This window comes from Pseudomonas sp. McL0111 (assembly GCF_052567255.1).
On the sequence record NZ_CP199585.1, the window covers coordinates 98,238 to 122,878 of the forward strand.

23 protein-coding genes are annotated in these 24,641 nt (G+C 58.6%); 15 read left to right on the forward strand and 8 right to left on the reverse strand.

Features of this window, described 5'->3' with window-relative positions:
- Positions 1-162 precede the first annotated feature (162 nt).
- The gene (locus ACTWLJ_RS00520; protein WP_445179489.1) at positions 163-1,512 is read right to left on the reverse strand and encodes a spinster family MFS transporter; all 1,350 of its coding nucleotides are present in this window, start codon (positions 1,510-1,512) and stop codon (positions 163-165) included.
- Between the two features lie 302 nt (positions 1,513-1,814).
- Here ACTWLJ_RS00520 and ACTWLJ_RS00525 point away from each other — a divergent pair, with 302 nt between their 5' ends.
- Both ACTWLJ_RS00525 and ACTWLJ_RS00530 read left to right on the forward strand, forming a co-directional pair.
- Complete coding sequence (locus tag ACTWLJ_RS00525) at positions 1,815-2,183, forward strand: YkgJ family cysteine cluster protein (RefSeq protein WP_445179490.1); 369 nt, start codon at positions 1,815-1,817, stop codon at positions 2,181-2,183.
- 148 nt (positions 2,184-2,331) lie between these two features.
- Complete coding sequence (locus ACTWLJ_RS00530; RefSeq protein ID WP_445179491.1) at positions 2,332-4,614, forward strand: putative bifunctional diguanylate cyclase/phosphodiesterase; 2,283 nt, start codon at positions 2,332-2,334, stop codon at positions 4,612-4,614.
- Here the strand turns inward: ACTWLJ_RS00530 and ACTWLJ_RS00535 are convergent.
- On the reverse strand, positions 4,505-5,401 hold the full coding sequence (locus ACTWLJ_RS00535; RefSeq protein ID WP_445179492.1) for an NAD(P)-dependent oxidoreductase: 897 nt from the start codon (positions 5,399-5,401) through the stop codon (positions 4,505-4,507). The two genes, ACTWLJ_RS00530 and ACTWLJ_RS00535, sit on opposite strands and share 110 nt — an antisense overlap.
- A 197-nt stretch (positions 5,402-5,598) precedes the next feature.
- On the opposite strand from ACTWLJ_RS00535, the gene ACTWLJ_RS00540 reads away from it, so the two are divergent.
- Positions 5,599-7,800 (forward strand): hypothetical protein, encoded by a 2,202-nt coding sequence (locus ACTWLJ_RS00540; protein ID WP_445179493.1) that lies wholly within the window; start codon positions 5,599-5,601, stop codon positions 7,798-7,800.
- A 290-nt stretch (positions 7,801-8,090) separates the two neighbouring features.
- On the opposite strand, the gene ACTWLJ_RS00545 is transcribed toward ACTWLJ_RS00540, so the two are convergent.
- Positions 8,091-8,411 carry a DUF2288 domain-containing protein gene (locus tag ACTWLJ_RS00545; RefSeq protein WP_445179494.1) on the reverse strand — a complete coding sequence of 107 codons (321 nt, stop codon included), beginning with the start codon at positions 8,409-8,411 and terminating at the stop codon, positions 8,091-8,093.
- 353 nt (positions 8,412-8,764) lie between these two features.
- Here ACTWLJ_RS00545 and ACTWLJ_RS00550 point away from each other — a divergent pair, with 353 nt between their 5' ends.
- The 5 genes from ACTWLJ_RS00550 to ACTWLJ_RS00570 all read left to right on the forward strand — a co-directional run bounded on the left by ACTWLJ_RS00550 (position 8,765) and on the right by ACTWLJ_RS00570 (position 13,765).
- A complete protein-coding gene (locus tag ACTWLJ_RS00550; RefSeq protein ID WP_445179495.1) occupies positions 8,765-9,892 on the forward strand; it encodes a branched-chain amino acid ABC transporter substrate-binding protein in 1,128 nt (375 codons plus the stop codon).
- 230 nt (positions 9,893-10,122) lie between these two features.
- Entirely contained in the window at positions 10,123-11,046 is a 924-nt protein-coding gene (gene livH, locus ACTWLJ_RS00555) for a high-affinity branched-chain amino acid ABC transporter permease LivH (protein ID WP_401216550.1), read from the forward strand.
- On the forward strand, positions 11,043-12,299 hold the full coding sequence (locus tag ACTWLJ_RS00560; protein ID WP_445179496.1) for a high-affinity branched-chain amino acid ABC transporter permease LivM: 1,257 nt from the start codon (positions 11,043-11,045) through the stop codon (positions 12,297-12,299). Before livH ends, ACTWLJ_RS00560 begins: the two co-directional genes overlap by 4 nt.
- A complete protein-coding gene (livG, locus tag ACTWLJ_RS00565; RefSeq protein WP_401216553.1) occupies positions 12,296-13,063 on the forward strand; it encodes a high-affinity branched-chain amino acid ABC transporter ATP-binding protein LivG in 768 nt (255 codons plus the stop codon). Before ACTWLJ_RS00560 ends, livG begins: the two co-directional genes overlap by 4 nt.
- Positions 13,064-13,765: an ABC transporter ATP-binding protein gene (locus ACTWLJ_RS00570; RefSeq protein ID WP_445179497.1), complete on the forward strand. Its 702-nt coding sequence runs from the start codon at positions 13,064-13,066 to the stop codon at positions 13,763-13,765. It abuts the gene before it with no gap.
- 60 nt (positions 13,766-13,825) lie between these two features.
- Here the strand turns inward: ACTWLJ_RS00570 and acpP are convergent, their stop codons facing one another.
- The 4 genes from acpP to ACTWLJ_RS00590 form a co-directional block, all read right to left on the reverse strand.
- A complete protein-coding gene (gene acpP / locus ACTWLJ_RS00575; protein ID WP_445179498.1) occupies positions 13,826-14,065 on the reverse strand; it encodes an acyl carrier protein in 240 nt (79 codons plus the stop codon).
- A 116-nt stretch (positions 14,066-14,181) separates the two neighbouring features.
- Entirely contained in the window at positions 14,182-14,433 is a 252-nt protein-coding gene (locus ACTWLJ_RS00580; RefSeq protein WP_445179499.1) for a hypothetical protein, read from the reverse strand.
- Between the two features lie 371 nt (positions 14,434-14,804).
- Positions 14,805-16,043: a DUF2599 domain-containing protein gene (locus tag ACTWLJ_RS00585; protein WP_401216560.1), complete on the reverse strand. Its 1,239-nt coding sequence runs from the start codon at positions 16,041-16,043 to the stop codon at positions 14,805-14,807.
- A 33-nt stretch (positions 16,044-16,076) separates the two neighbouring features.
- Positions 16,077-17,798, reverse strand: a complete 1,722-nt coding sequence (locus tag ACTWLJ_RS00590) for a DUF2599 domain-containing protein (RefSeq protein ID WP_445179500.1) — start codon at positions 17,796-17,798, stop codon at positions 16,077-16,079.
- Positions 17,799-18,100: 302 nt separating this feature from the next.
- Here ACTWLJ_RS00590 and ACTWLJ_RS00595 point away from each other — a divergent pair, with 302 nt between their 5' ends.
- The 4 genes from ACTWLJ_RS00595 to ACTWLJ_RS00610 are packed head-to-tail and all read left to right on the forward strand — an operon-like array spanning position 18,101 to position 20,544.
- Positions 18,101-18,403, forward strand: a complete 303-nt coding sequence (locus tag ACTWLJ_RS00595) for a BufA1 family periplasmic bufferin-type metallophore (RefSeq protein WP_445179501.1) — start codon at positions 18,101-18,103, stop codon at positions 18,401-18,403.
- Positions 18,404-18,428: 25 nt separating this feature from the next.
- Complete coding sequence (bufB, locus tag ACTWLJ_RS00600; RefSeq protein ID WP_445179502.1) at positions 18,429-19,316, forward strand: MNIO family bufferin maturase; 888 nt, start codon at positions 18,429-18,431, stop codon at positions 19,314-19,316.
- Entirely contained in the window at positions 19,313-20,071 is a 759-nt protein-coding gene (locus ACTWLJ_RS00605; RefSeq protein WP_445179503.1) for an HvfC/BufC N-terminal domain-containing protein, read from the forward strand. Before bufB ends, ACTWLJ_RS00605 begins: the two co-directional genes overlap by 4 nt.
- Complete coding sequence (locus tag ACTWLJ_RS00610; RefSeq protein WP_401216569.1) at positions 20,068-20,544, forward strand: DoxX family protein; 477 nt, start codon at positions 20,068-20,070, stop codon at positions 20,542-20,544. The genes ACTWLJ_RS00605 and ACTWLJ_RS00610 overlap by 4 nt, the downstream gene beginning before the upstream one ends.
- Before the next feature lie 11 nt (positions 20,545-20,555).
- On the opposite strand, the gene ACTWLJ_RS00615 is transcribed toward ACTWLJ_RS00610, so the two are convergent.
- Positions 20,556-21,470 carry a LysR family transcriptional regulator gene (locus ACTWLJ_RS00615; RefSeq protein WP_445179504.1) on the reverse strand — a complete coding sequence of 305 codons (915 nt, stop codon included), beginning with the start codon at positions 21,468-21,470 and terminating at the stop codon, positions 20,556-20,558.
- Between the two features lie 104 nt (positions 21,471-21,574).
- On the opposite strand from ACTWLJ_RS00615, the gene ACTWLJ_RS00620 reads away from it, so the two are divergent.
- From ACTWLJ_RS00620 to ACTWLJ_RS00630, 3 genes are all read left to right on the forward strand, one after another.
- The gene (locus ACTWLJ_RS00620) at positions 21,575-22,174 is read left to right on the forward strand and encodes a short chain dehydrogenase (RefSeq protein ID WP_401216572.1); all 600 of its coding nucleotides are present in this window, start codon (positions 21,575-21,577) and stop codon (positions 22,172-22,174) included.
- Between the two features lie 59 nt (positions 22,175-22,233).
- Positions 22,234-22,887: a COG3650 family protein gene (locus tag ACTWLJ_RS00625; RefSeq protein ID WP_401216574.1), complete on the forward strand. Its 654-nt coding sequence runs from the start codon at positions 22,234-22,236 to the stop codon at positions 22,885-22,887.
- Between the two features lie 97 nt (positions 22,888-22,984).
- A complete protein-coding gene (locus tag ACTWLJ_RS00630; RefSeq protein ID WP_445179505.1) occupies positions 22,985-24,598 on the forward strand; it encodes an NAD(P)/FAD-dependent oxidoreductase in 1,614 nt (537 codons plus the stop codon).
- Positions 24,599-24,641 lie beyond the last annotated feature (43 nt).

Below are 24,641 nucleotides of genomic sequence, written 5' to 3' on the forward strand. Positions count from 1 at the left end.
CTAGCTGCCACACTGGATCTCCAGTGTGAACACAATCACTGTGGGAGCTAGCTGCCACACTGGATCTCCAGTGTGAACACAATCACTGTGGGAGCTAGCTGCCACACTGGATCTCCAGTGTGAACACAATCACTGTGGGAGCTAGCCTGCTAGCGATAGCAATCATGCAGTCGCCACCGCAACATCAGGCTCAATTACAGCAACCAACCCCTCCTTCATCCGCTTCGCATCCCGCACAAAACACCGTGCAGCCAAAAACAGAAACACCATCGTGAAGAACAGCGCCACCGGGATCAGGTACATCGCGTCATGCAGCCCCACCGCCTTATAAGCCTCGGTCATCTGCTCCGCGCCCTCTGCCAGCATCGCCGTATGCGCGAAATGGTCCGACAACGCGCCCACCACCACTGGCCCCAAACCGCCGCCGAGCAAGTACAACCCGGCAAAGAACAGCGCCATCGCCGTGGCCCGCAGGCGCGGTTCGACCACGTCCTGAATCGCCGTGTACACGCAGGTATAAAAGTTATAGGCAAACAGCCAGCCGACACTGAACACCGCAACAAACATACCAATCTCGATTCGCCCGGCGTGCAACGCCCACGCCGTGCACAGCGTCGAAATGATCAGGCTGAACGCCGCGAACAACAGTCTTCCGTTGGCCACACGCTGGTGGATCTTGTCAGCAATCCAGCCACCCAAGGTCAAACCGACCAACCCGGTAACGCCCACAATGACACCAGTCGCCACCGCTGCTTCCTGCAACGGCATCAGGAAATAACGTTGCAGCATCGGCACCAGAAACGAGTTGCAGGCATAGGTGGCGAAGTTGAAGCACAGCCCCGCCATCACCAGCCACAAGAAGGTCGGCACGGCCAGAATTCGCCGGATCGGCTTGTCGACTTTCTCTTGCGAGACCTGCACGGTTTCCGCCGCGCCGCGTTTCGGCTCTTTGATGAAGAACATGAAGATCGCCAGGATCAGCCCCGGCACCGCCGCGATAAAGAACGGCGCGCGCCAGCTGTCGAAAGCCTTGACCATCGCGCCGATGGTGAAGAACGCCAGCAACAACCCCAGCGGCAGACCGAGCATGAATATGCCCATCGCCCGCGCCCGACGATGCGCCGGAAACAAGTCACCGATCAGCGAGTTGGCCGCTGGCGCGTAACTCGCCTCGCCAATGCCGATGCCCATGCGCACGATCAGGAAACTCCAGAAACTGCCCACCAGGCCGTTGACTGCGGTCAGCGCGCTCCACGTCGCCAGGCCCCAGCCCATCAGTTTGCTGCGTGAGCCGGTGTCGGCCATGCGCCCCAGCGGCAGGCCGGCAATCGCATAGACGAGAGTGAACGCGGTGCCGACGATCCCCAGCTGAAAGTCGCTGAGGTGCCATTCCATGCGAATCGGCTCGATGATAATCGCCGGAATGGTGCGGTCGAAAAAGTTGAACAGGTTGGCGAGGAACAGCAGGAACAGAATGCGCCAGGCATTCGCCGCTTGGGTCGAGTTCTGCATGGGTCCGTCTCTTTATTGTTATAGGGCTTCACTGCCGACGCATCCGAGCCCGGAACCTGCAATCTAGTCAGGCGTATCCGGCCTGTCTTCGATCATTCGTCAGCCTGATATCGGGCCATGGCACTGTAACGAAACGTAAGCCCTTGATATGCCTGACATCCCCCGAAAACCGGGGCGTTTGCGGCAAAATCTTGCCACAAAAAAATACTTTCCCGCCCCCCTTCCCAAGTCCGTGGCGAAGCCTAGAATAGCCGCCGAATCCGTCCGGATTCGAGCCGATCAATCCTTTGATACCCTCCCCCATGTCCCACGTCAGTCCGTGTCTGAATTGCGGTGCCTGCTGTTCCCATTTTCGCGTGTCTTTTTTCTGGGGTGAATGCGCTTCCTCCGGCGGTACGGTGCCCGACGATCTGGTCACCCAGATCACACCGAGCCGGGTGGCAATGATCGGTACCGACCGCAAACCGGTGCGTTGCACCGCGCTGGTCGGTGAAGTCGGCAGCACCGTGCAATGCTCGATTTACGAGAAGCGCTCCAGCACCTGCCGCGAGTTCGAGGCATCGTGGGAGAACGGCGAGCACAACGCCGATTGCGATACCGCCCGCGCTGCATTCGGTCTGCTGCCGCTGGAGCAATACTGGGCAGAAATGCCTTATGAACAGATCGCCTGAGCCTTAGCGCCAAACGCTATGAAGCTAATGTCAAAATCATTAGCGCCAATGTGCCACTACCGCTTGCGCCTTCCATACGGCCTCTATACTGCAGTCATTCACTTGCGTTGCTGACGCAGGAAGGACGACTTCAGAGACGGGGCATGCTATGGAGTGGCTTGGTTTGCAGTTTGTTACCGAGCTGCCGGAGAGCGGGCAGGTCATTCTCGATTGCACCCACAATCCGGTATTGGTGCTGGTGGCCTATCTGGTCGCCTGCGCCGCGAGTTTTGCCACCCTCGATATGGCAGAAAGGCTCGGCCACGCCGAAGACCCGGGTTCGCAACGCCTCTGGCGCTGGATCGGCGCGACCTGTCTGGCCGGCGGCATCTGGGCCATGCACTTCATCGGTATGCTGGCGTTCCAGGCGCCCATCGAAATCCATTACGACCTGGGCATCACCCTGTTCTCCCTGCTGATCGCCCTGCTCGCTTCGTGGCTGGCCATGCACACCCTCAGCGAGCCGCATCCGACGCTGCTGAAATACCTGAAAACCGCCATCGTCATCGGTTTCGGCATCGCCGGCATGCACTATGTCGGCATGGCCGCGATGCACTCGGTCGCCACTGCTTATTACCAGCCAATGCTGTTCAGCCTGTCGATTGCGATTGCCATCGGCGCCAGTTTCGCCGCGCTGTGGGTGGCCGGGTATCTGCGCGAAGGCAGCGGCATGCTGCATCAGTTGCTCAAGTACACCGCTGCGCTAATTCTCGGCGCGGGTATCTTCAGCATGCATTTCACCGGGATGGCCGCGCTGCAACTGGTACTGCCCGAAGGCACTGCGCTGACGATGCCGCGAGAAACCAATCATCTGCAACTGGGCCTGACCGTGGCGCTGATCATCTTGCTGATCCTCGGCAGTGCCGTCAGCGCAGCGCTGGCCGACAAGAAATTGCAGAAGAAGGATCACGATCTGCGTCGGGTCAACGCCCTGCTCAGCCAGCTCGATCAGGCGCGCATGTCGCTGCAACAGGTGGCCAATTACGACGCGCTGACCAACCTGATCAACCGCCGAGGCTTCAATCAGATCTTCGCCGAGAAGCTCAGCCAGAAGGCCAGCGAAGGCGGAATGCTGGCGGTGATGTTTCTCGACATCGACCACTTCAAACGCATCAACGACAGCCTCGGCCACGACGCCGGAGACGCACTGCTCAAGGTCATCGCCGATCACATCAAGGGCTCGGTGCGCAGCCATGAAGACGTGGTCGCACGCTTTGGCGGCGACGAGTTCTGCATTCTGATCAACCTGCACGACCGTGAAGAAGCACGCACCATGGCCCAGCGCATCATGCTCAAGATGAAGGAGCCAATCGAGTTGGCCGGGCGGCGCATGGTCATGACCACCAGCATCGGCATCAGCCTGTACCCGGACGATGGCAACACCTGCGAAGAACTGCTCAAGCACGCGGATCTGGCGCTGTATCAATCCAAGGGCAATGGCCGCAACGGTCTGCACTTCTTCAGTTCGAACCTCAAGACCCGCGCCAGCATGGAGTTGCAACTCGAAGAAGAGCTGCGTCACGCCTTGCGTTCGGAAAGCGGCCTGACCCTCTACTACCAGCCGATCTACGAGCTGAAAACCGGCCGTGTGACCAAGCTCGAAGCGCTGATTCGCTGGCAGCATCCGCTGCATGGCCTGTTGGCGCCGGATCGGTTTATCGCGATTGCCGAAACCAACGGCCTGATCGCCGAGCTGGACAACTGGGTGTTGCGCAAGGCGTGCAAGGATCTCGGCGAGTTGTCGCGCCACGGCTGCGAGGATCTGAAAATCGCCTGGAACTGCTCGCCACTGAACCTTGCAAGGGAAGAGCTGGCCGATGAAATCGAAAGCGCGTTGCGCTCGGCCGGGGTCGCGCCTGAGCGGCTGGAACTGGAGGTCACCGAAAACGCGCTGATGGGCAACATCGCCAATACCCTGGTGCTGTTGCGGCAGATCCGCGCCCTCGGCGTGTCGTTGTCGATTGACGATTTCGGCACCGGTTACTCGTCGCTGGCGTACCTCAAGCGTCTGCCGCTGAACACGCTGAAGATCGACCGCTCGTTCATTCTCGACATCCCCAAAGCCACCGCTGACATGGAGATTGTCCAGGCCATCATCGTCATGGCCCACACCCTGCATTTGCAGGTGGTGACCGAAGGCGTGGAAAGCCTGGAGCAATACGAATTCCTTGAGCGCTCAGGCTGCGACTTCATTCAGGGTTACCTGCTGAGCCGCCCGGTGCCGCTGGACGAGTTACGCCCGGTGCTCGAAGAAATCAATCAGCGCAAGAACTCCCACGCGGTCAATCCGCTGAGTCTGGCCCGCGATACATTTGCACCAGTGTTGCAGGGTCCTTCTGCAAAAAGCCCTGCGCCCCATGCAGGCGCATCAGTTGTGCGGCCAATCCGCTGATCGGCGTCGCCGAACCCTGTTCGCGGGAAAACTTCACTGCCGTGTCCAGATCCTTGAGCAACGTGCGTACGTGCCACTTCACCGGTTCGAAACGGCTCTCGGCCATTTGCGGGGCGAGAATCTGCAACGGTTTTGAATCGGCAAACCCACCGGCCAGCGCTTCGGCGATCAGGCTGGCATCGACCCCGGCCTGTTCGGCCAGCGCTACCACCTCAGCAATCACCAAGGCGTTGCAGGCGACGATCATCTGGTTGCAGGCCTTGGTCACCTGCCCGGCGCCAACAGCGCCCATGTGCGTAACGCGCTGACCGAGATTGAGCAGCACCGCGTGCACTCGCTGCAGATCCGCCGCATCACCACCGACCATGATCGCCAGACTGCCCGCCTCGGCCCCGACCACGCCGCCGGATACCGGCGAATCCAGCCAGCTCATGCCGGTTTTGTCCTTGAGTTCGGCGGCCATCTCACGGGTGGCAGTCGGTTCGAGACTGGAAAAATCCACCAGTAACTGGCCGATTTTCGCCCCTTCGGCGATACCTGCTGCACCAAACACCACCTCGCGTACCACCGCCGTATCGGCCAGGCACAGCATCACCACGTCCGCGTGTTCGCACAGTTCGGCAGGCGTCGCCACTTGCCGGGCACCGGCCTCGACCAGTGGCGCGCACTTGGCCGGGTTGCGGTTCCACACGGTCAGCGGATAGCCCGCCGCGAGCAGGCGTCGGCACATTGGCAGGCCCATCAGACCGATTCCGGCGAACCCCAACGAAGGTAGCGTTGACATCATTTAGCCTCTTTTTGATTAAAGATCGCCGAATAATGGCCGATTCATCAACGATCAGGAAAGGATTCCCCCGCGCGATGTTCAGGCCAAGCCCCTGACGCCCGGGCCAAATACGCGCAGTAAAAGACGCGAGATCCTCTTTCCGTGAGGCTCGATGACAACGGTCGCCGAGCCAACCCTGTCCAGGTATATGGCGCAAAATGACTTCTAAAAACAATCCGGCCACTGCGGTATCCGATCTGACCCTGAGCCCCGCCGCGAACAACCCGGCACCCTTGAAGCCATCGCTCCCCTCGCGCCCGCTGTCGACCCAGCAATACCTGTACTTCACAGAAACCAATACCGACCGCATCCTCGACAACCTCGACGGCCTGCGTGACCTGGTGTTCCCGCGTCCACCGCATCTGGACGGCGACAACGAACAGCACAGCGATCAGGAATTCCCCTCGGTGTGCCTGATCGGCCTCGGCCGCTGCGGCTCGAACATCGCTCTCGACGTCGCGGAGCTGGTGTACAACGCACGCAAGTTCTACCTCAACGAATTCAACAACGAAGATCGCCTGTCGCCGGACAAGCGCTACGCCGAAAAAGGCTACAGCCCGGCGCAGTGGATCAAGAACAACCTGCGGATCGGCAACAACAAGGCGAGCAAACCGGTGTTCCTGGTTGAACCGCTGGTGATGCTCGGCGACCTCGACAAGGACATCGCCGGCCGTATCCGCTTCTCGCGCAAAGGCGAGAAAAGCGGCTTCCTGCGCGACTACAGCAAAATGAAGATCATGGACTTGTCCGAAGTCCACGCCGGTGGCGCCGGTAACGCGCCGATCCTCGGCCAGTATCTGGCGAAGATCATCCTCAACAAGGACACCCAGCGTTTCTCCAGCCCTGACTGGAAAATGATTCACTCGTACCTGATCGACAGCTGCGGCATCAAGGCCAACCAGTCGCGCCTGTACTTCTCGATCTTCAGTGCCGGCGGCGGTACCGGTTCCGGCATGGCGTCGGAATTCGGCCTGGCCCAGCAGCACTCGTACATGAACAAGACGTTCGATACCAAGCCGATGGACGAGCATGACGGCAAGAGCGGTCATTCGTTCGTGTTCGAGCCGATCTTCACCAGCGGCATCTGCGTGTTGCCGAACATCTCCGACCACCGCAGCGAAATGTCCGAGGCGCTGCACATCAACGCCGGACGCCTGCTGTGCAAATACCTGTCGGAAGAATGGGATTTCTCTTACAACTTCGACAACGAAGACAGCAGCGAAGCCAGCGTCATGGGCCGTATCCGCCCATGGAACGCGATGATGCTGATCTCCAACGACATCATGCGTTACGCCGAAGAGAGCGATGACGGCAACATCCAGAACATTGATGTCAATGCGATGGAGAAGCACGCCAACCAGTACATCTCGCAGCAGATTTTCAACATTCTGACGGCGCAGGCAGTAACGACCGACTACGACCAGAACTATTTCCGCCGCGCCGGCATCGACATCGGCGAAACCATTCGCCTGGATGCCAATGACCTGTTCATGAGCCTGGCCGGCCCGGTGGCGATTGCCTACGCCGAATCGGTGGTGCCGGAAACTCCGCCGCCGAGCAGCGACAAGTTCAAGGTGTTCGACAAAGAGCCGCAGCGTCTGAACATCGACGACCTGTTCTTCCGTTCGATCGACCTGCCGCACTTCAACAAAGTGACCCAGGCGATCGAAGGCATCAGCCTGCTGCCGATCGAATCCAAGCGTTATCGTGCGTCGCTGGAGCAGTACAAGAATTCCGGTTACGACGCGGCGGCGCTGCACGACCTGCACTTCTTCAAGAACTGCTCGTCGGTGGTGTCGATTGTTTCGCTGCCGAAAGACTACAAGCTGTCGTACATGGACCTGAACCGGTTGAAGACCCACCTCAACAGCCTGTTCCCCAACACCACGCTCAAGCGTTATGCACTGGTGATCGGCGCCTCGGCCAACCTGTCGCTGACCACACTGATCGCCAAGAGCCCGTGCCTGTCGGACGACTTCCTGACGCTGATCGTGGCCTTCATCAAGCGCTGCTTCGCGAAGAACCCGTACCGTTTCGACGACACGCTGGACAACTCGATCCTCGACTTCATCATCAACGAAGAATTCGACGAAGACCGTATCGACGACTTGCTCAATGAGTTCGAGAACCCGGCGAAGATCCTCGATACCAACTGGTACGCGATCAAACCGATGTACGAGAAGAAGTACCGCGAGTTGATCAACGACAAAGAGAAGTTTGTTTCGATCAACGACATTCGCCTGTCGCGCGATTGCGTGAAGAAGTCGATCAAGTACCTGCGCGAGATCTACCGTCACCGGATCGGCAAGACCAAGGTTATTTCGCTGAATAACCATACAGGCAAGTCGTTCACGGTCTGATCCGCGATCGAGTCGCCGCCTTCGCGAGCAAGCTCGCTCCCACAGGGGATTTGTGAACATTGCAGATCCAGTGTGGGAGCGAGCTTGCTCGCGAAGGGGCCGGCACATTCACTGAAGATTTCAGCCTTTCCAACATCCAGAAACAATTAAGCAGCCCGACGGCTGCTCAATAAACTGTTCCCGTTACGTTTACGTCACCGTGATGCCACCCGCGCCTGTGGTGTTTCTCTACGGCAACGTGCCATCACGCTACTCGGCTACACACTTTTCTCCGGCAAGCGCTCGCACCATCAAGGTGCATCACTTTCAGGCGCTGCCCTTTCCTGGATCAGAATCCACGGCGAAACCACCACGGCCCAGAGCGCAGGATCGCGTTCGAAAAGATCCAGCGCCCGCGTTTCAGACAGCTTGGCGACTTTGTCTTCGGCCAGCCAGGCGGCGACTTTCTCACCTTCGTCCGACGCCACGGCCTCGGCGGCAGCGATCAAATCAAGGCTTGGGTCGACCCACAATAGGGCACCCTTGGCAAAGAACGGTTCCAGCTCCTTCCAGGTAATAGATGCGGTTTCACCAAGCAGCTTGGCATAGAGGGTGCTAGGTTCTTGATTCATGGGAGCTGTCCGGAAAAGAAATCGACGCGAATGATAACGTCGGTGGTCCGCCAGAAAAACCCGGTTGCAAATGGCTTTACCGAACGAAAAGAGCAGGAACGCCAAGGAATGCTGCTGATTGGGATATATGCCCACGAACGCCCCGCCGCAATTCTGTCTTTTTCATTCAAAAATGCGACACCCCCAAGTTTTGCCCCTCGGCGCCCGCTTCCCAGGCTGACAACCGGCGCTCTACACTGTACCGGTACAGTTGCCGGGGGCATTTCCGGAGGGTATCGCAAAGATATCTGACCCGGTTCTTGCTGCTACGGCGCCAGAACTCAAAAAAAATACAACAGTAAGAGTGGAGCACTATGACTAAGGCTACTAAGCAGATTTCCAAACTGTTTGCCGCAATGGTTCTGGCCGGGGTTGCCAGCCATTCGTTCGCAGCTGACACCATCAAGATCGGTATTGCCGGCCCTAAAACCGGCCCAGTAGCCCAATACGGCGACATGCAGTTCAGCGGCGCTCGCATGGCCATTGAACAGATCAACGCCAAGGGCGGCGTCGACGGCAAGAAACTCGAAGCCGTTGAATACGACGATGCCTGCGATCCGAAACAAGCCGTAGCCGTAGCGAACAAGGTCGTCAACGACGGCGTCAAGTTCGTGGTCGGTCACCTGTGCTCCAGCTCCACTCAACCGGCTTCAGACATCTACGAAGACGAAGGCGTGATCATGATCACCCCGGCTGCCACCAGCCCGGACATCACCGCCCGTGGTTACAAAATGGTCTTCCGTACCATCGGTCTCGACAGCGCCCAGGGCCCTGCCGCCGGTAACTACATCGCCAAGTTCGTGAAGCCGAAAGTCGTCGCTGTTCTGCACGACAAACAGCAATACGGTGAAGGCATCGCCACCGCAGTCAAATCGACCCTGGAAAAAGATGGCGTGAAAGTCGCTGTGTTCGAAGGCATCAACGCCGGCGACAAGGACTTCTCCTCGATCATCGCCAAGCTCAAGCAAGCCAACGTCGACTTCGTCTACTACGGCGGCTACCACCCGGAGCTGGGCCTGATCCTGCGTCAATCGGCTGAAAAAGGCCTGAAAGCCAAGTTCATGGGTCCGGAAGGCGTGGGTAACGACTCCATCTCGCAGATCGCCAAGGACGCTTCCGAAGGCCTGCTGGTAACCCTGCCGAAATCCTTCGACCAGGACCCGGCCAACGTTGCTCTGGCTGATGCATTCAAGGCGAAGAAAGAAGATCCGAGCGGCCCGTTCGTGTTCCCTTCCTACTCGGCTGTTGAAGTGATTGCCGGCGGTATCGCCGCTGCCAAGAGCGAAGACCCGGCCAAAGTGGCTGAAGCCATTCACGCTGGCACCTTCAAGACCCCTACCGGCGACCTGAGCTTCGACGCCAAGGGCGACCTGAAGGACTTCAAATTTGTGGTTTACGAGTGGCACTTCGGCAAACCAAAAACTGAAGCTTCGCCTCAGTAAGGCCCGGCCTGACTGACTGCCAATAAAGCCCACGGCGTGCCGTGGGCTTTGTTTTACGAATGTATGGGCCGCGCTGGCGTGATCCGCCAGTCTCCCCACCTGAAAATCTCAAAACCGTCATCAGCGGTTCGCTGGCAAAACCCGGATTCGAAGTGGATATAGATCCACGGGGCCGGGCGGGAAAATGACTCCACCAGTGAAATGCGTATCAGGTTTTTAGGAGCGTTGTAATGCCTGACATCTATCACTTCTTCCAGCAGCTGGTTAATGGTCTGACCATTGGCAGCACGTATGCCTTGATCGCCATCGGCTATACGATGGTTTACGGCATCATTGGAATGATCAACTTCGCCCACGGCGAGGTGTACATGATCGGTTCCTACGTGGCGTTCATCGCCATCGCCGGGCTGACCATGATGGGCCTCGACAGTGTTCCGCTGTTGATGACCGCCGCGTTCATCGCCAGCATCGTCGTCACCAGTTCCTATGGTTACAGCATCGAACGGATCGCCTACCGCCCTCTGCGCGGCAGCAACCGTCTGATCCCGCTGATTTCCGCCATCGGTATGTCGATCTTCTTGCAGAACACGGTTCTGCTCGCGCAAGACTCCAAGGACAAATCCATCCCCAACCTGATCCCCGGCAACATCTCCTTCGGGCCAGGTGGCGCACATGAAGTGCTGATTTCCTACATGCAGATCGTGGTGTTCGTGGTGACTCTGATCGCCATGCTCGGCCTGACGTTGTTCATCTCCCGCTCTCGTCTGGGTCGCGCCTGCCGCGCCTGCGCCGAAGACATCAAGATGGCCAACCTGCTCGGCATCAACACCAACAACATCATCGCCCTGACCTTCGTCATTGGTGCTGCGCTGGCGGCCGTTGCCGCTGTGCTGTTGAGCATGCAATACGGCGTGATCAACCCGAACGCCGGCTTCCTCGTCGGCCTCAAAGCCTTCACCGCTGCGGTACTCGGCGGCATCGGCAGCATCCCCGGCGCCATGCTCGGCGGGTTGGTGCTTGGGGTGGCGGAAGCCTTTGGTGCGGATATCTTCGGCGACCAGTACAAGGACGTCGTGGCTTTCGGCTTGTTGGTTCTGGTGCTGTTGTTCCGTCCGACCGGCATTCTGGGCCGTCCGGAGGTTGAGAAAGTATGACTAGGAATCTTAAACAGGCACTGTTCAGTGCCTTGCTGGTGTGGGCAGTGGCCTACCCGGTACTCGGTCTGAAACTGACCATCGTCGGCATCAACCTGGAAGTGCACAACACCAGCCCGACCATTCTGGCGACCATCGCCATCTGCTCGGTGCTGATGTTCCTGCGGGTGCTGTTCAACCAGCAGATCAGCAAGGCGTGGAAATCCTCGCCGGGCCTGCCGTTGATCCCGGCCAAGGCCAGCAACTTCCTGACCCTGCCGACCACGCAACGCTACTTCATCATTGCGCTGATCATCGGTGCGCTGGTGTGGCCGTTCTTCGGCTCGCGGGGTGCGGTGGATATCGCAACGCTGATCCTGATCTACGTGATGCTCGGCCTCGGCCTGAACATCGTGGTCGGTCTGGCCGGTCTGCTTGACCTCGGTTACGTCGGTTTCTACGCCGTCGGCGCCTACAGCTACGCGCTGCTGTCGCACTACTACGGGTTGAGCTTCTGGATCTGCCTGCCGATTGCCGGCCTGATGGCGGCGACGTTCGGCTTCCTGCTGGGCTTCCCGGTATTACGTCTGCGTGGTGACTATCTGGCGATTGTGACGCTCGGTTTCGGCGAGATCATCCGTCTGTTCCTGCGTAACCTGACCGACATCACTGGCGGCCCGAACGGTATCAGCAACATTGAGAAACCGACGTTCTTCGGCCTGACTTTCGAGCGTAAAGCTGCGGAAGGCATGCAGACGTTCCACGAATACTTCGGTCTGCAATACAACTCGATCAACAAGGTGATTTTCCTCTACCTGGTTGCGCTGTTGCTGGCGCTGGCTGCGCTGTTCGTCATCAACCGTCTGCTGCGCATGCCGATCGGTCGTGCGTGGGAAGCACTGCGTGAAGACGAAATCGCCTGCCGCGCGCTGGGCCTCAATCCTACGATCATCAAACTCTCGGCCTTCACCCTCGGTGCAAGCTTCGCCGGTTTCGCCGGCAGCTTCTTCGCTGCCCGTCAGGGTCTGGTGACTCCGGAGTCGTTCACCTTCATCGAGTCGGCGATCATTCTCGCCATCGTCGTGCTGGGTGGCATGGGCTCGCAACTGGGCGTGATTCTCGCCGCCGTGGTGATGATCCTGCTGCCGGAAATGATGCGTGAGTTCAGTGAGTACCGCATGTTGATGTTCGGTGCCCTGATGGTATTGATGATGATCTGGCGTCCTCAAGGTCTGCTGCCGATGCAACGCCCTCACATGGAGTTGCGAAAATGAGCCGCGAGATTCTTAAAGTCGAAAACCTGAGCATGCGCTTCGGCGGTTTGCTGGCGGTCAACGGCGTGGCCCTGACCGTGAAGGAAAAACAGGTGGTTGCTCTGATCGGGCCGAACGGCGCGGGCAAGACCACCGTTTTCAACTGCCTGACCGGTTTCTACCAGCCATCGGGCGGCACCATCCTGTTGGACGGCGAGCCGATTCAAGGCCTGCCGGGGCACAAGATCGCCCTCAAAGGCGTGGTGCGCACCTTCCAGAACGTGCGGTTGTTCAAGGACATGACGGCGGTCGAGAACCTGTTGATCGCCCAGCACCGTCACCTGAACACCAACTTCCTGGCCGGCCTGTTCAAGACCCCGTCGTTCCGCAAAAGCGAACGCGAGGCCATGGAGTTTGCCGAATACTGGCTGGAAAAGGTTAATCTGAAAGAGTTCGCCAACCGAACCGCCGGTACCCTGGCCTACGGTCAGCAACGCCGTCTGGAAATCGCCCGCTGCATGATGACGCGTCCGCGCATCCTCATGCTCGACGAACCGGCTGCCGGTCTGAACCCGAAAGAAACCGAAGACCTCAAGGCGCTGATCAGCGTGCTGCGTGAAGAGCACAACGTGACCGTGCTGCTGATCGAACACGACATGAAACTGGTCATGAGCATTTCCGACCACATCGTCGTGATCAACCAGGGCACGCCTCTGGCCGACGGCACGCCGGATCAGATCCGCGACAATCCTGAAGTGATCAAAGCCTACCTGGGGGAAGCGTAAATGCTGCAATTCGAAAACGTTTCCACCTTCTACGGCAAGATCCAGGCCCTGCACAGCGTCAACGTCGAGATCAATCAGGGCGAAATCGTCACCCTGATCGGCGCCAACGGTGCCGGCAAGTCCACGCTGCTGATGACGCTCTGCGGTTCGCCGCAAGCCCACAGCGGCAGCATCCGTTACATGGGTGAGGAACTGGTCGGTCAGGACTCGTCGGTGATCATGCGCAAAAGCATTGCGGTGGTGCCGGAAGGTCGTCGGGTGTTTGCCCGTCTGACCGTGGAAGAGAACCTCGCCATGGGCGGATTCTTCACCGACAAGGGCGACTATCAGGAACAGATGGACAAGGTTCTCGGACTTTTCCCACGCCTGAAAGAACGCTTCGCCCAACGCGGCGGCACCATGTCCGGTGGCGAACAGCAAATGCTCGCCATCGGCCGTGCGCTGATGAGCAAACCGAAACTGCTGCTTCTCGACGAGCCATCGCTGGGTCTGGCACCGATCATCATCCAGCAGATCTTCGACATCATCGAACAGCTGCGCAAGGACGGTGTGACGGTGTTCCTGGTCGAGCAGAACGCCAACCAGGCGCTGAAAATCGCCGACCGCGCCTACGTTCTGGAGAACGGTCGGGTAGTGATGCAAGGCACTGGTGAAGCACTGCTGACCGACCCGAAAGTACGCGAGGCGTACCTTGGCGGTTGATGTATTTCGCTGAACAAAAAACGGCCTTCGGGCCGTTTTTTATTTCTCGTAATCCTCCCTTCAGGCTTTAACATGCAAACGAACATAATCAATAGCCTGCTGCACAGTAGCGATTTTTTCGGCATGCTCATCCGGAACGTCCATTCCAAACTCATCTTCAAGTGCCATGATTAATTCAACAGTATCCAAGGAGTCCGCGCCCAAATCATCTATAAAGCTGGAAGAATTTTTAAAATCCCTATCCAGCACTCCCAACTGCTCCGCAACAATTCTCTTCACTCTCACTTCCATCTTGTCCATATTAAAATCTCACTTTTACATTGTTTTGAGAGCTCGCTATGGCTCCCTGATAACAGAGCAACTTAGCAGCAGCCAGCCGTCTATCGATGACGATCAAGTCTGAAAGCTCTTTGAAGTCATCTTTCAACTTTTGAGCGGAGCGTCTCTTTCGAAGAAAGAACACCAAGTGTCTGCAGCACGTTGTTCATTGCATGAAGAACACCGATGTCCTCAAGGGTTGCCTTCTTATTGAGAATCCTGCGAAAGCAAAAGTAGATCTGCATCTCTCCCAACGCAGCACCGTCGTGAACCATGTCCTCATTCAGAATGATTTGAGCTTTTTCATTAATCTTGTTCTCCAGATAATCCTTCAACTCAGCCCTGGTCATACCTGCTCTCCTTGTTAAAAATCAGAGCTTGAATATATCCATGATGAGAACAGCTTCGCACCTGTCAGAAATAACAGGTTTTAATATCCATTCACTATCAGCAGTCAGCGCTTATTCCGACTGCTCAAACAACACGAATAATGATCAGCACTAAACATCGACTTTCAATACTGTTGGGTTTTTCTGACAATAAAAAACGGCCTTCGGGCCGTTTTTTTATGCCTGCCTCAAACCTCCAGCTCACCGATATCCCCTGTGGGAGCCAGCCTGCTGGCGATAGCGGTACGGCATTCAACATCGATGTTGACTGTCGTACCGCTATCGCTGGCAGGCCAGCTCCCACATTGGAGAATTGCCCTCAAGCAAATGGCTCAGTACGGATTGCAGTGTTTTGCTACCGCTGTGGCTTGGTCAACGTATGGTCGTGCCGGCTCCAGGTTCCATTCAGGCTTGTTCCTCACCGGTTTGCCATCGAACGTCGCCGCCAGGTGACAGACCATCTGCCGACGCAGCGAGCCGCCATTGACGCTGTACTGCCGCCATTGCTGATCGTCTTTGTGCTTGTTGTACAACTCGGCAAACATGCGGTCGGTCTGGTCATCCTTGATCGCCCGGCCGCACGCGGTCGGCACCACTTGCAGCGACCAGGTGTTCGGCCCGAGTTCCGGATCGGGACGCTGTACCCAGGTGCTGGACTCGATGTACTTGTCACAGAACTTCGGTGCAGTCGGCGTCGCGGTCTGGACACAGGAGAAGCTGGCCTTGGCGACCGGGGTTTTCGGGAAGTCGATCTTGATGATGTTGCGATCCTTGCCGGTCTTGGCTTTGTAGTCGCGCTGATTGGCCATGGCATCGTTCAAACCGCGTTGATCGCTGTAGAAAAACGCCAGAACCGGTAGTTCGTCGGTTTTCGGATTGCCCAGACGCAGTTCGGTCTGAGTCTGAAACTCGCGGCTGTTGATGACTTTACGTGCGCCCATGAAGTTGCGAAAGGCATCCACGCGCTCCTTGCTGCTCATCGGATTGCGCATGTTGAAGCCGCATTGCAATTGGTCCTGCTGGCGGTTGTTGTTGAACTGGGTGAAGTGCGCAACCCAGGCATTCGGACTCAGGATCGGGGGTTTCATTGCCTGGCAGACAGCTTCGGCTGGCGCGGTGTTTTTGTTATCGCCACAGCCACGGTCATTGCGAAAATCGGTCCAGGCGTCGTTGGGGAACGCGCAATAAACATGTACCGGTGTTTCCGGGTCGCGCACCAGATCTCTCGGGGTAATCAGGTAGCCGTTCTGCGTGCTCATGCCGGGATCTTCATAACTGATACCGTCGGCACGCATATAGGACGCGGCAAACGTACCCAGCTCGATGGCTTTCGGGCTGGGATTCCAGACATCCCATTGCTGCCCTTTGGCCGGATCAGCACGGTGTGTGCCGCGAACCAGTAATCCAGAACAGTCCGATGCGGGGTCCTGACCACAACTGTCGACCGTGTTGTTGTACAGCGTTTCAACCTTTTTCAGCGTCTCTGCGCATGACTCCGCGTTGGCCCATGTCGCATGCGCCAACAGTGGCAACACGAGCAATGGAGCGAACCTGTTCAGACCTTTGTTCATGGCTTGCATCTCCTTGATTAGCCAAACACACCTTCAACGTGCGACCGGGTTGCAACCCGCAGCCTTGGTCTCGCTATCCGACAACGCTGGCCGGAACGGCTCCAGATTCCACGGCGTCTTGTTGCGGTAATTGACCAGCACGCAGCCCAATTGCTGGCGCATGCTGCCGGCCGCTGTTTCGTTGTCGCGCCAGTTGCTGTCAGCGCCCTTGAGCGCGAACAACTGGTCATACAGAGCCGCGAGCTGCTCGTTGGGCAAGGCGCGGCCCGCCGCCGTGGGCACGATGCTCAGGGACCATTCATCCTTACCGGTGCCGGGGTCGTAACGCTTGATCCAGTCGGCAGAGGCAATGTATTGCGGCGCCTGAACCGGCAGCGGATTGCAGCCGGCCTTGGCCGATTCCTGCGCGCTGACATTGGGCCGGAACGGCTCCAGATTCCATTCGGTCTTGCCCGGATAGTTCTGGATCAGGCAGCTCAGTTGTCCGCGCATGCTGCCCGCCGACTTCTCGTTGTCGCGCCACTGGCTGTCGGCGCCACGCAGGGCGAACAGCTCTTTGTACAAGGCGTCCTGATCGCTGGCCTGAATTGCTTTGCCTTGGGCGGTTGGCGTGATTTTCAGCGACCATTCGTTTTTCTTGCTGCCCGGGTCGTAACGTTCGATCCACACCGCTTCAGCGATGTATTTCTGCGCCGGTGTCGCGGGGGTCGGCTGCGCGCCGCCCGCTGTCGTCAGATCTATCGCCTGATCGGCAGCGACATAGCTGAAACGCTGTTCCGCAGGCTTGGTGAAATCCAGCCGCAGGATCGGCACGCTGTAGCCCTGCGCCTGAAGTTTCTTCTGAAAGCTGCGTGCGCTGTTCAGGCCGTTTTCCGGTTTCGGTGGCGCCTGATCACCGCGCGTGGCGAAGTTCTGCGTGCTGTTGACGTTGTAGATAAAGGCATCGATGTACTTCATGTTTTCACTGCCATCGTTAGTTGCGGTGGCGTTCTTCAACATGAACTCGTTGACCTGGGCGCTGTAGGAGAAAGGGTCTTTGTTGGTGGTGGTCGGGCGGGATTCGTGAACCCGGATCATCGCGTGCCAGTCGCTGGGTTTTTCCGCGTTAAAGGAACACTGGCCGTACTGAATCGGCCCTTTCATCAGGCCGGTGTATTTCTGCGTCCACTGCTCGGCAGTGCTGACCCCGGCCTCCGCGCAAGTGCCGTAAGCCAACGCGGCGTTGCGATTGTTCATCGTGCCTTGAGCGGCGCGAGGTGGCTCTCGACTGTCGAAGAATCCGCAGCCATACCATTTGCGCTCGGGCCCGGTGCCGCCATCGAAAGCGTAGATGCAGGTAAAGCCCTGCTCCTTGACCGGCAGGTTAAGCGCAGCCGCATCGGTGGGTGTTCGCAGGATCAAACCGGCCGGGTGGATGAGAATCTTCGTGCTCAGATCCTTGCGAATCCACGAGTAGGAAGTTGCGCCGATCTTGATCGCGTAAGGACTGTAATCCCACGGATTGAACGGCCCGTCGTTGACCATGCGCAAGGTCACGCCGCTGCAATAGTAGAGACCGCGGGCCGCGCCGGTATCGGGTTCCTGACAGCTGTCCTTGAGGGTGTTGTAGTTGTTGTTGATGCGCTTGAGCGTGTCCAGCGGATCAACTTGCGTCTGCGCGTAAACCGTACCGAACAATAAGGGCAGCGTGCAGGCGAGAGCAAAAGATGAAGTCCTGCGCAAAAGCACAGCGGAGGCTGAGCGATCCTTCTTCATGAGATACCGTCCTGGTAAATCGGCCTGTGAGAGGGGCCGTTGAAATGACTATAGAACAGAAGATTCTGAACACAATCACTGTGGGAGCGAGCCTGCTCGCGAAAGCGTTGTGTCATTCAGCAGATGTATTGACTGATTCTTCCTCTTCGCGAGCAGACTCACTCCTACAATGGATTGCAGTGCTCTGAGATTTTTATCAAAAACTTTTGAATCGGCTGTAACGCTTCCCCATGAGCTTTCTCTAGTGGGGTAAGCAAGCGCAAATCGCTTGTACAAACCCTGACTGAAACCGGAGAAACATCATGACTGCTACCACTCGCACCCTGTCCGCCACCGCCCTGGTTCTGGCCCTCGGTTCTGCTCTGAGCATCGCCGCCGTTTCCACCGCCCACGCCGCTGACGACATGGAAAAATGCTTCGGCGTGGCCATGAAAGGTCACAACGATTGCGCCGCAGGTGCAGGCACCACTTGTGCCGGCACCGCGAAAATGGATTTCCAGCCAAATGCCTGGAAACTCGTTCCAAAAGGCACCTGCGCCACCACTGAAAGCAAGACTTCGCCGACCGGTTTCGGTCAGATGGAAGCCTTCAAAGCCAAGTCCTGATAGTCGGTCTGCCTGAGTGACGATCATGTTCACAGCCAACAACCACGCCCGGCCCCGCACTCAGGCAGCCCTCACCGGGCTCCCGCCCCGTGCCGGGCTGGGGCTCAAGACCGGGCATTTTCGTGAAGTGCTGGGTACACAACCGGACATCGGCTTTTTCGAAGTCCACGCCGAAAACTACATGGTTGCCGGCGGCCCGTTTCATCATTTTCTTGGTCTGGTCCGCGAGCAATATCCGCTGTCGCTGCACGGCGTTGGCCTGTCCATCGGTGCTGAAGGGCCGCTGGATGTACAACATCTGCAGCGCCTCGCCGAGTTGATCGACCGCTATCAACCGCATTCCTTTTCCGAACATCTGGCGTGGTCGAGCCACGGCCCGGTGTTCCTCAATGATTTGCTGCCCCTGGCCTATGACACACCGACCCTGAATCGCGTCTGCGACCACATCGATCAGGTGCAGAACACCCTGAAACGCCCGATGCTGCTGGAGAACCCGGCGACCTATCTGGCATTCCAGCGCTCGACCATCGATGAGGCGCAGTTCATCAGCGAGGTAATCCGCCGCACTGGCTGCGGGCTGTTGCTCGACGTCAACAATGTCTACGTGTCGTGCATCAACCATCAACGCGATCCGCTGGCCTACCTTGATTTGCTGCCCTTGCACGCCGTTGGCGAGATTCATCTGGCCGGGTTTGCCGAAGATTCCGACAGCCTCGGCGACCGCTTGCTGATCGACGATCATGGCGCGCCAATCGATCAGGCAGTCTGGGCGCTGTATCAGCAGGCACTGCAACGTACCGGCCCAATGGCGACGCTGATCGAGCGCGACAATCAGGTGCCAGCCTTCAACGTATTGCTGGCCGAGGCGCGGCAGGCTGATGAGTTGTTGCTGTGCGCCGGGGGTCAATCATGAGCACTCAAGCCGCGTTTGCCGCCGCCCTGCTCGACACTCGCCTGCCATGCCCCGAAGGCCTGTACAGCGCCAACGGCGCCGATCCCGACAGCCGATTTTCGGTGTACCGCAACAATGTGCAGAGCTCGTTGATCAATGCGCTGTCGGACAGCTATCCGGTCGTCGCGCAGTTGGTAGGCGAGGAGTTTTTCCGTGCGATGGCCGCAATCTTCATCCAGAGCCAACCGCCGCAAACTCCGCTGATGAGTAGCTACGGCGATGCTTTGGCGACTTTCATTGCGGCGTTCGAACCAGCCGCCAGCGTGCCGTATCTGGCCGACGTCGCACGACTCGAACGCCTGCGCACCCTCGCCTATCACGCCGCTGATGCAAACCCGGTGCATCCGGAACAGATCAGCGCCGCCCTCGCCGATCCACAAGCGCTGAGCGAACTGAGCGTTGAGCTTCACCCCTCGTTGTACTTGCTCGATTCGGCCTACGCCGTCGTCGCGATCTGGGCCGCGCATCAGCAAGACGCATCGTTGGCGCAGGTCGATGTGAACCTCGGCCAACATGCGCTGGTGCTGCGCAACGAGCTGGATGTCGAGGTGTTTGCCCTCGATCACGGCGCCAGTGTGTTTATCCGTCACTTGCTCGCTGGTCAGCCGTTGCTGGCCGCCGTGCAAGCCAGCCCGCCATTCGATCTGAGCCAGACTCTGGCGCTGCTGATCTCCCGCAACGCCATCACCCACCTGAACAACAAGGTATCGCCATGAACAACCTCATCACTCGCGCCATTGCCCTGCTGGAAATGATCCCGCGCAGTCTGATTGCCTTCATCGCGCGATTCTCGATTGCCGCGGTGTTCTGGAAGTCCGGGCAGACCAAGGTCGAAGGCTTGGCCATCGATTTGATCGACGGCACCTTTCAGGTTGGCTGGCCGCGCCTGGCGGACTCGACCATTCCGCTGTTCAAAAGTGAATACCATGTGCCGCTGCTGTCACCGGAAGTCGCCGCGCACATGGCGGCGTTCGCCGAGCACTTCTTCCCGATCCTGATTCTGGTTGGCTTCGCCACGCGCTTTTCCGCACTGGCATTGCTCGGCATGACCCTGACGATCCAGATATTCGTCTACCCGGATGCCTATCCGACCCACGGCACCTGGGCGGCGGTGTTGCTGTACCTGATGACCACCGGGCCGGGCAAGCTGTCGATCGATCACCTGATTGCCAAACGCTACAACCATTGAGGTCAACAGGGTTAGCGTTGCAGTCTGTCCAATGCCTCGCCGCTGCGCTTGAACCAGCCGATCAGATAGTCCGCCAGCACCTGCGTGCGTTTGGGCAATCCGCCCTGATACGGGTGCACCAGATGCATCGGCATGCGACGGGTCTGATAATCGCGCAGGAGCCAGCGCAATCGTCCGTCGGCCAATTCCGTTTGCAACAGATAAGACGGCAACCGGGCGATCCCTGCGTCGGCAAGCGCAGCCTTTTTCAGCAGGTTGTAATGGTTACTGGCGAACGGCCCGGACACCCTCACCCGCAGCAATTCGTGCTGCTGGTGATACAACCACTCTTCGCGACCGCTGTAATGGCTGTTGAGCAAGCATCGGTGTTCGGCCAGCGCCTGCGGCGTCAGCGGCTCACCGAAGCGCTCTAAATAGGCCGGGCTGGCGCAGGTCATTTCCTGCCACGCCAACAGCGCCTTGGCCACCAGCCGTTCGTCATTGGCCACTTCGGAGCGGATCGCCAGATCAAAGCCGTCCCGCGACAGGTCGCGATAGCTGTTGTTCAGCTCCAGCTCGATCTGCACGTCGGGATACTGCTGCGAAAACTCCAGCAGCAAGCCGTCGAAGAAAGTTTCCCCCAGCGACACCGGAACCGTCATACGCACGGGGCCGGCCATGTCGTCCTTCAATCGTGCCAACGCCTGACGCGCCCGCTCGACTTGGACTACAAGTGCCTGCGCTTGTGGCAACAACGCAGCACCAGCAGCGGTCAGGCTCAAACGACGGGTCGTCCGTTGCAGCAGCACCACGGAAAACCGTGCCTCCAGTTGGCTGATGCGCTTGGACAACTGGCCCTTGCTGCACCCCAATTGCTGCGCCGCCAAGGTGAAACTGCCGGCTTCGATCAACACGGCGAACGCCGCGAGATCATCCATTTCGCTCATGGATTGTTTCCATTTGAAAACCAAAGGTTGCCTATTAGTGCGCTTATCCGCAGGAAAAACCACTCTAGACTGAAACCTCGTTCAATCACTCGAGGTACAGCACGATGAAAATTCTGTTGATCGGCGCCAGCGGCACCATCGGTTCGGCGGTAGACAAAGAGCTGTCGCAACGTCACGAAGTCATTCGTATCGGTCGCACCAGCGGCGATTTCCAGGTGGATATCAGCGACAGCGCATCGATCCGCAAATTGTTCGAACAGACCGGCAAGTTCGACGCATTGGTTTGCGCCGCCGGCAAAGTCACCTTCGCCGCGCTTGGCGAGATGACCACCGACAGCTTCACCCTCGGCCTGAACGACAAGCTGATGGGCCAGGTTAATCTGCTGCTGATTGGCCGTGAGTTCGCCAACGATGGCGCCTCGTTCACCTTCACCACTGGCGTGCTCAGCCACGACCCGATCCGCACCGGTGCCTCGGCTGCGCTGGTCAATGGCGCCCTCGATAGCTTCGTGCGTTCCGCCGCCATCGAATTGCCGCGTGGCCTGCGAATCAACTCGGTCAGCCCGACGGTGATCCTGGAAGCGATGGGCAGTTACGCCCCGTATTTCCGTGGCTATAAACCGGTTTCTGCAGCGGATGCGGCGTTGGCCTACGCGAAAAGTGTCGAAGGCCTGCAAACCGGTCAGACTTTTCACGTGGGCTAAACCCTTGTGATGAACGGTCAGCCTGCGTAACGTGGCGGCACTTGTCTGGAGAGCCGAAGATGCGTGTTGCCCGTTCGTTGATCGTTGTTGCCCTGCTGCCGTTGTTTGCCGCCTGCCAATTGCTCGATGGCCCGCGGGAAAGCGCTTCCCATGTCGGGCAAACCCGAATGCAAGGGCAACTGACCGCAGCCGACGGCAAACTGGTGTTCCAGTCCTGCGGGGAACAGCGCCAGTACGTGGTCAACGACATCGGCGGCACCAGCGTGCTGCAGGAAGCCGCCAGCCTGGCGGATCAACAGGGCAAGTTGTTTGCCGATGTTCGCGGCAAGATCGTCGGTGATCGCCTCGACCTGACTCAGTTGTACCGGGTCGAGCGCTCCGGCACCGCTTGCGATGATGCCAACTTCAAATTGCTGATCCTGCGCGCTGCCGGTCACGGCCCGGAATGGAATGTGAAAGTCAGCGGCAAAGGCCTGGTCATCGATCGCGAAGGCCAACCGCCACTCGCCGTGCCTTATGTTGAAGAGCAATTGGGCGACGGTCGCTTCAATCTCAGCTCAGAAGCCAACAACCAGCGAATCGAACTCTGGGTCGCGCCGCAGCGTTGCGTCGACAGCAACACCGGTAGCGTGCAGCACATGAGCGCCGAGTTGCGTATCGACGGCAAGGTGCAGCGCGGTTGCGGGTATTTCGGCGGATCGCGCAACGACTGAGCTTTTTAGCCTCACCAAATCCGGGCTTTGCGGCTTATAATCGCGGCCTTAAAACGCCTTGGCGCAGTTGTGCGCCCCGCGAACCCGGACCCCCGCCATGTTACGAATTACTGAACTCAAGCTGCCAATCGACCATCCCGAAGAAGACCTGCGCGTCGCCATCGTGCAACGCCTGGGCATCGCCAGCGATGACTTGCTCGATTTCACCTTGTTCAAGCGCAGCTACGATGCGCGCAAAAAGTCCTCTGAACTGTGCTTCATCTACACCATCGACCTCAACGTGCGCGATGAGGCCAAGGTATTGGGCAAGTTCGCCGACGACCGTAACGTCAACGTGGCGCCGGATGTCAGCTACAAATACGTCGGCCAGGCGCCAGCCGACCAGAGCGAACGGCCAATCGTCGTCGGCTTCGGCCCGTGCGGGATCTTCGCCGGCCTGCTGCTGGCGCAAATGGGCTTCAAGCCGATCATCCTCGAACGCGGCACCGAAGTTCGCCAGCGCACCAAGGACACTTGGGGCCTGTGGCGTAAAAGTGTGCTCAACCCTGAATCCAACGTGCAGTTCGGCGAAGGCGGCGCGGGAACGTTCTCCGACGGCAAGCTCTACAGCCAGATCAAGGACCCGAAATTCCTTGGCCGCAAAGTGCTGCACGAGTTCGTCAAGGCCGGCGCGCCGGAAGAAATCCTCTACGTCAGCAAGCCGCACATCGGTACCTTCCGCCTGACCGGTATGGTCGAAGCCATGCGCGAAGAAATCCGCGCACTGGGCGGTGAAGTGCGGTTCCAGGAGCGCGTCAACGACGTGCAGATCGAAGACGGCCAAGTGGTCGGCGTCGAACTGGCCAGCGGTGAAGTTCTCAAATCGAAGCACGTGGTTCTGGCCCTCGGCCACAGCGCCCGTGACACCTTCCGCATGCTGCACAGCCGTGGCGTGTTCATGGAAGCCAAACCGTTCTCGGTTGGTTTCCGTATCGAACACCCGCAATCGCTGATCGACCGTGCGCGTCTGGGCAAATACGCCGGCCACCCGAAACTGGGTGCCGCCGACTACAAACTGGTGCACCACGCCAAGAACGGCCGCTCGGTTTACAGCTTCTGCATGTGCCCGGGCGGCACCGTGGTGGCGGCGACTTCCGAGCCGAATCGCGTGGTCACCAACGGCATGAGCCAATACTCGCGTAACGAGCGCAATGCCAACTCCGGCATCGTCGTTGGCATCACCCCGGAAGTCGATTATCCGGGCGGCCCGCTGGCCGGGATCGAGTTGCAGGAACGTCTGGAATCCCACGCGTTCATTCTCGGCGGCAGCGACTACAAGGCCCCGGCGCAACTGGTCGGCGACTTCATCAATGACATCCCGTCGGTGGAAATCGGCGAAGTAGAACCGTCCTACAAACCGGGCGTGGCGTTGGGCGATTTGTCCCTGGCATTGCCGGACTTCGCCATCGAGGCGATTCGTGAAGCGTTGCCGGCGTTCGAGAAGCAGATTCGCGGTTATTCGCTGCACGATGCAGTGCTGACCGGGATCGAGACGCGCACTTCGTCGCCGCTGCGGATCACGCGCGATGAAACGCTGCAGAGCATGAACGTGAAGGGCTTGTTCCCGGCCGGTGAAGGCGCGGGTTATGCGGGCGGGATTCTGTCGGCGGGTGTGGACGGGATTCGCATTGCTGAAGCTGTGGCGCGCAATATCCTCGGCCTGGAAGCTTAAGGCACTGCAAAACCCTGTGGGAGCGGGCTTGCCCGCGATGACG

Excerpts from the sequence above, each read along its gene's own strand:
- ACTWLJ_RS00525 (WP_445179490.1), top strand. The coding sequence starts at position 1,815 with ATGTCCCACGTCAGTCCGTGTCTGAATTGCGGTGCCTGCTGTTCCCAT.
- livH (WP_401216550.1), top strand. The coding sequence starts at position 10,123 with ATGCCTGACATCTATCACTTCTTCCAGCAGCTGGTTAATGGTCTGACC.
- ACTWLJ_RS00615 (WP_445179504.1), bottom strand. The coding sequence starts at position 21,470 with ATGAGCGAAATGGATGATCTCGCGGCGTTCGCCGTGTTGATCGAAGCC.
- ACTWLJ_RS00545 (WP_445179494.1), bottom strand. The coding sequence starts at position 8,411 with ATGAATCAAGAACCTAGCACCCTCTATGCCAAGCTGCTTGGTGAAACC.
- ACTWLJ_RS00570 (WP_445179497.1), top strand. The coding sequence starts at position 13,064 with ATGCTGCAATTCGAAAACGTTTCCACCTTCTACGGCAAGATCCAGGCC.
- ACTWLJ_RS00550 (WP_445179495.1), top strand. The coding sequence starts at position 8,765 with ATGACTAAGGCTACTAAGCAGATTTCCAAACTGTTTGCCGCAATGGTT.
- ACTWLJ_RS00595 (WP_445179501.1), top strand. The coding sequence starts at position 18,101 with ATGACTGCTACCACTCGCACCCTGTCCGCCACCGCCCTGGTTCTGGCC.
- ACTWLJ_RS00560 (WP_445179496.1), top strand. The coding sequence starts at position 11,043 with ATGACTAGGAATCTTAAACAGGCACTGTTCAGTGCCTTGCTGGTGTGG.
- ACTWLJ_RS00580 (WP_445179499.1), bottom strand. The coding sequence starts at position 14,433 with ATGACCAGGGCTGAGTTGAAGGATTATCTGGAGAACAAGATTAATGAA.
- ACTWLJ_RS00625 (WP_401216574.1), top strand. The coding sequence starts at position 22,234 with ATGCGTGTTGCCCGTTCGTTGATCGTTGTTGCCCTGCTGCCGTTGTTT.
- livG (WP_401216553.1), top strand. The coding sequence starts at position 12,296 with ATGAGCCGCGAGATTCTTAAAGTCGAAAACCTGAGCATGCGCTTCGGC.
- ACTWLJ_RS00610 (WP_401216569.1), top strand. The coding sequence starts at position 20,068 with ATGAACAACCTCATCACTCGCGCCATTGCCCTGCTGGAAATGATCCCG.
- ACTWLJ_RS00540 (WP_445179493.1), top strand. The coding sequence starts at position 5,599 with ATGACTTCTAAAAACAATCCGGCCACTGCGGTATCCGATCTGACCCTG.
- ACTWLJ_RS00605 (WP_445179503.1), top strand. The coding sequence starts at position 19,313 with ATGAGCACTCAAGCCGCGTTTGCCGCCGCCCTGCTCGACACTCGCCTG.
- ACTWLJ_RS00630 (WP_445179505.1), top strand. The coding sequence starts at position 22,985 with ATGTTACGAATTACTGAACTCAAGCTGCCAATCGACCATCCCGAAGAA.
- ACTWLJ_RS00530 (WP_445179491.1), top strand. The coding sequence starts at position 2,332 with ATGGAGTGGCTTGGTTTGCAGTTTGTTACCGAGCTGCCGGAGAGCGGG.
- ACTWLJ_RS00620 (WP_401216572.1), top strand. The coding sequence starts at position 21,575 with ATGAAAATTCTGTTGATCGGCGCCAGCGGCACCATCGGTTCGGCGGTA.
- bufB (WP_445179502.1), top strand. The coding sequence starts at position 18,429 with ATGTTCACAGCCAACAACCACGCCCGGCCCCGCACTCAGGCAGCCCTC.
- acpP (WP_445179498.1), bottom strand. The coding sequence starts at position 14,065 with ATGGACAAGATGGAAGTGAGAGTGAAGAGAATTGTTGCGGAGCAGTTG.
- ACTWLJ_RS00590 (WP_445179500.1), bottom strand. The coding sequence starts at position 17,798 with ATGAAGAAGGATCGCTCAGCCTCCGCTGTGCTTTTGCGCAGGACTTCA.
- ACTWLJ_RS00535 (WP_445179492.1), bottom strand. The coding sequence starts at position 5,401 with ATGATGTCAACGCTACCTTCGTTGGGGTTCGCCGGAATCGGTCTGATG.
- ACTWLJ_RS00520 (WP_445179489.1), bottom strand. The coding sequence starts at position 1,512 with ATGCAGAACTCGACCCAAGCGGCGAATGCCTGGCGCATTCTGTTCCTG.
- ACTWLJ_RS00585 (WP_401216560.1), bottom strand. The coding sequence starts at position 16,043 with ATGAACAAAGGTCTGAACAGGTTCGCTCCATTGCTCGTGTTGCCACTG.